This is a genomic window from Chthonomonas sp. (assembly GCF_035294165.1).
Taxonomy (GTDB): domain Bacteria; phylum Armatimonadota; class Chthonomonadetes; order Chthonomonadales; family Chthonomonadaceae; genus Chthonomonas.
The window spans coordinates 1-4540 of record NZ_DATGLN010000066.1 but is presented as its reverse complement, the minus strand read 5'-3'; the positions used below and the strand labels follow the sequence as shown (position 1 = coordinate 4540).

The window sequence follows — 4540 nt, the reverse complement described above, 5'->3', positions numbered from 1 at the left end:
ACAAGGCGCCCTAAGGGAGCGCTTTTTGGGCTATAATGCTAAGGAAATCCGAAGGATTTCACCGCAAATATCTGTTTCAGCATGAGGTGACCTAACTATGCAGTGGCTGGCGGAAGTCTGCGTGCGACGACCGGTGTTTGCCACCGTGCTCGTTCTCGTTCTTGTGGTGGTGGGTATCTACGGCTATACCCAACTTCAAGTGGACCTCTTTCCAAAAGTGGACTTCCCCGTGGTCACCGTTACCGTGACGGAGCAGGGCGCCTCTCCCCAAGAGATCGAGACCGATGTGGTGGATAAGATTGAAGAGGCGGTTAATACCATCAGCGGCATAGATAGCCTCAGCTCGGTCTCCTATGATGGGGTGGGGCAGGTTATCATCACCTTCGTGCTGGAAAAAGATATAGATGTCGCCGTGGAGGAGGTGCGCGCCAAGGTCAACGAGGTTCTGCCCGATCTTCCCTCCGACATAAAGCCACCGGTAATTGATAAAGTAGACCCCGATGCGGCCCCCATCCTTCAGTTGGCGCTCTCCGCCCCGGATAACATCCGTAACATCAGCGAATATGCCGACAAGGTGCTGCGTCGCCAAATCGAGTCGATAGATGGCGTGGGGCAGGTGACGCTGTTGGGCACACGCAAGCGCCAGATCAATATCTATTTAAACCCCTACAAACTGCGCTCATACGGGCTTACCGCCTTGAATGTGGAACGGGCTTTGCAGGCTCAAAACCTCCAAACCCCCGGCGGCGACGTAGATGAGGGCGCCGTTAAGCTCACCGTGCGAACGCTCGGCCGTGTTACCAGCCCGCAACAGTTTGGCGACATTGTCATCGCCAAAGGGCCTGGAGGCTCTTTTATTCATGTAGGCGATGTGGCCCGGGTGGTAGATGGCACCGAAGAGCCGAGCACGGTGGCCAATTTGGTGCAACCGGGCGTCTCACACCCCATTCCCACCGTGCTGCTCTCTATACGCAAACAGTCAGGGCTGAATACGGTGGCAACGGTGCAGGCGGTAAAGCAGCGATTAGCCGAAATTCGCCCCACGTTGCCCCCAGGCTACAACATTCGCATCGTTCGCGATCAGTCCACCTACATTCTCGCCTCCACGCGAGAGGTAATGTCGCATCTCAAACTAGGCAGTCTGCTTGCAGCCCTGGTGGTGTTGGTGTTTTTATGGAACTTTCGCACGACGATCATCTCCGGTTTGGCCATCCCTGCCTCCATCATCAGCACCTTTGTGTTGCTTTATGCGATGGGCTTTACCCTTAACCTGCTCACGCTGCTTGGGCTTACTTTGGCTGTGGGCATCGTGATTGATGATGCCATTGTGGTGTTGGAGAATATCTATCGGTTTATCGAAGAGAAAGGGATGCGTCCCTTCGAGGCCGCCATCGAGGCCACGCGGGAGATCGGCTTGGCCGTGCTCGCTACTACCTTCTCGCTGGTGGCCATCTTTCTGCCGATCGCCTTTATGACCGGCATTACCGGGCGGTTCCTAAAATCTTTTGGCCTTACTATGGCCTTCTCTATCCTTGTCTCGCTTTTTGTCTCCTTCAGTCTCACGCCCATGTTGGCCTCGCGCTGGCTAAAACCACGGGGCCTGCCCGGCGGTACAGACGCCCCAGAGTGGATGCCGGTGGGCGTGCCGGGAGAGGAAGAGCCGACCGAGAAGCGATTGGCGGCGACCTCAAAACAACGTGGATTTTTCCATTGGCTCGACGTAACCTATACGGCCATTCTTAAATGGTGTTTGGGCGGTAAATGGGGGTGGCACCGCATCGTTGTGTTGCTTGCCTGTCTTCTTGCCCTGTTAAGCATGGCGATTGTGGTGCCTCTGGTTCCCAAAAACTTTTTGCCGGATAACGACCAATCTCAGTTTCAAATTTCCGTTCGCGCCCCTGAAGGCACAAGCCTTGTGGCCACCCAGGCGCTCGCCAACCAAATCGCCCGCGAGACGCTGAAGCTGCCGGATGTGGAGTATGCGGTGGTTACCATCGGCGATAACCCACAAAAAACCCAAAACCTGGCCTCTATTTATGTTCAGATGAAACAGGTGGAGGATCGAACCGACGGCTATACCCAACAGGATGTTCAACAGATGGTGCGAACCAAAATTCTGCCGAAATACGGCAACATTCGCGCCACCGCCGGCCCCATCCCCGCTTTCTCTTCGGGGGCGCCGCAAGCGGCCGTAACCTACTCGCTATCCGGCCCCGATCTCAATCTGTTGGCGCAGTACTCGCAGCGGATTCTTGATGGGCTGAAGAAAATCCCCGGCGTCGTGGATGCCGATACCTCCCTCGTCCTCGGTGTACCGGAACTAGATGTGGTGATAGACCGACAACGCGCCGCCGACTTGGGGGTATCGGTGGCCGATTTAGCCAATACGCTCCACCTTCTGGTGGGCGATCAGCAGGTGACCGACTACTTTGAGGGCGGTGAGCAGTATGAGGTGCACATGCGGGCTGCTTTACAATACCGCGATAATCCGGAGATTCTTAAACAGCTCACGGTCCCATCGAGCACGGTGGGCAGCGTGCCGTTAGATCAGGTGGTGCATCTGGTGCAGACGACGGGGCCGGCGCAGATCAACCGCCTCAACCGTCAGCGAAATGTGCTGATCACCTGTAATATCCTGCCGGGCTATTCACAACAGGCCATAGGCACCCAAATAGTGAAGATGTTCGATCAGCTGCACCTTCCACCCCAATACCGAATCGTTCCGTTCGGCACCTCACGCGAGCTGATCCGAGCTTTTAAGGCGTTTGTGGTCGCGTTCCTCTTGGCCATCATCTTCATGTATCTCATCTTGGCCGCACAGTTTGAATCGTGGATCTATCCTATTGCCATTATGAGCGCACTGCCGCTTACGGCACCCTTCGCCTTCCTCTCGATCTATATCTTCCACCGTACGGTGAACATCTTTTCGATTTTGGGCATTCTCGTGCTCTTTGGGGTGGTGAAAAAGAACGGCATTCTCCAAATTGACCATACCAACCAACTACGCGCCCGCGGCATGAACCGATTCGATGCCATCGTGCAGGCCAATCGCGATCGTCTGCGTCCTATTCTTATGACGACCATCGCCTTTGTGGCCGGACTTATTCCTTTGGTGATCTCAAAAGGATCGGGGGCCGAAACCAACAAGGATATCGGCTACACGGTTATGGGAGGGCAAACGCTTTCTCTGCTGCTTACCCTGCTGGCCACACCGGTTATCTACTCGATCCTCGACGATTTCGTGGTGCTGTTCTACCGGGTGCGAGGGAGCGCTGTGGACGGTGTAACGCGCCTTGTCCGCCGCCTTCGCAGAAGGTAGGGAAACCACCGGAGGGGGAGAGATAAGCTTTTCTAATAGTTTCTATCGAAAAATTTCATTTTCTTACATTTCCGTTCTGTGCTATTATAGCGTAGTAAAGAGAGAGGCCGCTGTAGCGGCTTTCTAAATTTCCGATGTCGAGGGAAAAAGCGGCATGGCAACTTACACTACGCCAGAAACAGAAGAAGTACGCACACCGGTTATCGAGAACCCACGTAAGGACGCCTACTGGTTGGCACCTACAACCACAGTTGTGGTGCTCGTTATCTTTGTAATTTACGCCACCATTCGCGCCTTTATGGGGCGCTACTTCGCCACCTACAATGAGGGAGAAAACTTCTCTTGGCTGGCGCCAATGCGGATTCAACCCCACTATTGGTCGCCGTTCTACTCGCCCTACATTCCCGTTCATCTCCGCATAGGGGCTTGGCCTGTCTCCGCTGCGCTCTACGTGATGATCTTGCCCCTCGCTTTCCGTCTCTCCTGCTATTTCTGCCGCCGCGTCTACTATAGGGCCTTCTTCCAAGACCCTGGCGCCTGTGCCGTACGCGAGCTGTTTAAGCACCGCCACTACACCGGAGAGACCCGCTGGCCTAACAAAATTTTCAATCTCCATCGCTATACCTTCTACATCGCTGTGATCCTGGTGGGCTTTCATTGGTGGCATCTCTACAATGCTTTCTTTTATACCGAGGCAGGGCAGGTGCACATGGGAGTCGGCTTAGGCACGCTTATCTTTCTCATAGATACCCTCGCCCTAACCCTCTACACCTTCTCATGTCATGCCTTTCGCCATCTCATTGGGGGGGCGGTGAACTGGTTTTCCAAATCCGGCTGGCGCTACAAGTCGTGGCGATGGGTAAGTTGGCTCAACGAATACCACGGTCAGTTCTTCTGGGTGAGTTTGGTGACCGTTATGTGTGCCGACCTCTATGTCTATCTTGTGGCCAGCGGCGTGTTCACCGACCCGAGGTTCTTTTAACCAGGCGGTGCTCCCCAACCTCCACCTCCTGGGGTCTCCACCGTCAACACCGTATCGGCAGGGCAGGCGCCGCTCCAAAAGGCGGGCAACTCTTGCTCTGTGCCATCCGGCAAGAGGAGGTAGTTCCTGCCAGAAGCACCCGCCTCCCCGCCGTTAGCCCCTTGCGGTCTCTGGGCACGGCTGCTAGTAAGCAACGTGATGTGGGCCGGCGCGCGAAGCCTTAGACGGCGTATTAGCCC

At 55.3% G+C, this 4540-nt stretch carries 3 protein-coding genes; 2 read left to right on the top strand and 1 reads right to left on the bottom strand.

The genetic code is table 11. From position 1 onward, the window contains the following. The first annotated feature begins 97 nt into the window (after positions 1-97). Both VKV29_RS03210 and VKV29_RS03205 read left to right on the top strand, forming a co-directional pair. Complete coding sequence (locus VKV29_RS03210; protein WP_324199856.1) at positions 98-3319, top strand: efflux RND transporter permease subunit; 3222 nt, start codon at positions 98-100, stop codon at positions 3317-3319. 154 nt (positions 3320-3473) lie between these two features. Continuing rightward, entirely contained in the window at positions 3474-4301 is an 828-nt protein-coding gene (locus VKV29_RS03205; RefSeq protein ID WP_324199855.1) for a hypothetical protein, read from the top strand. Here the strand turns inward: VKV29_RS03205 and VKV29_RS03200 are convergent. Further along, on the bottom strand, positions 4298-4540 hold a 243-nt coding region (locus VKV29_RS03200; protein ID WP_324199854.1), incomplete at its 5' end, for a hydantoinase B/oxoprolinase family protein. The genes VKV29_RS03205 and VKV29_RS03200 overlap by 4 nt on opposite strands.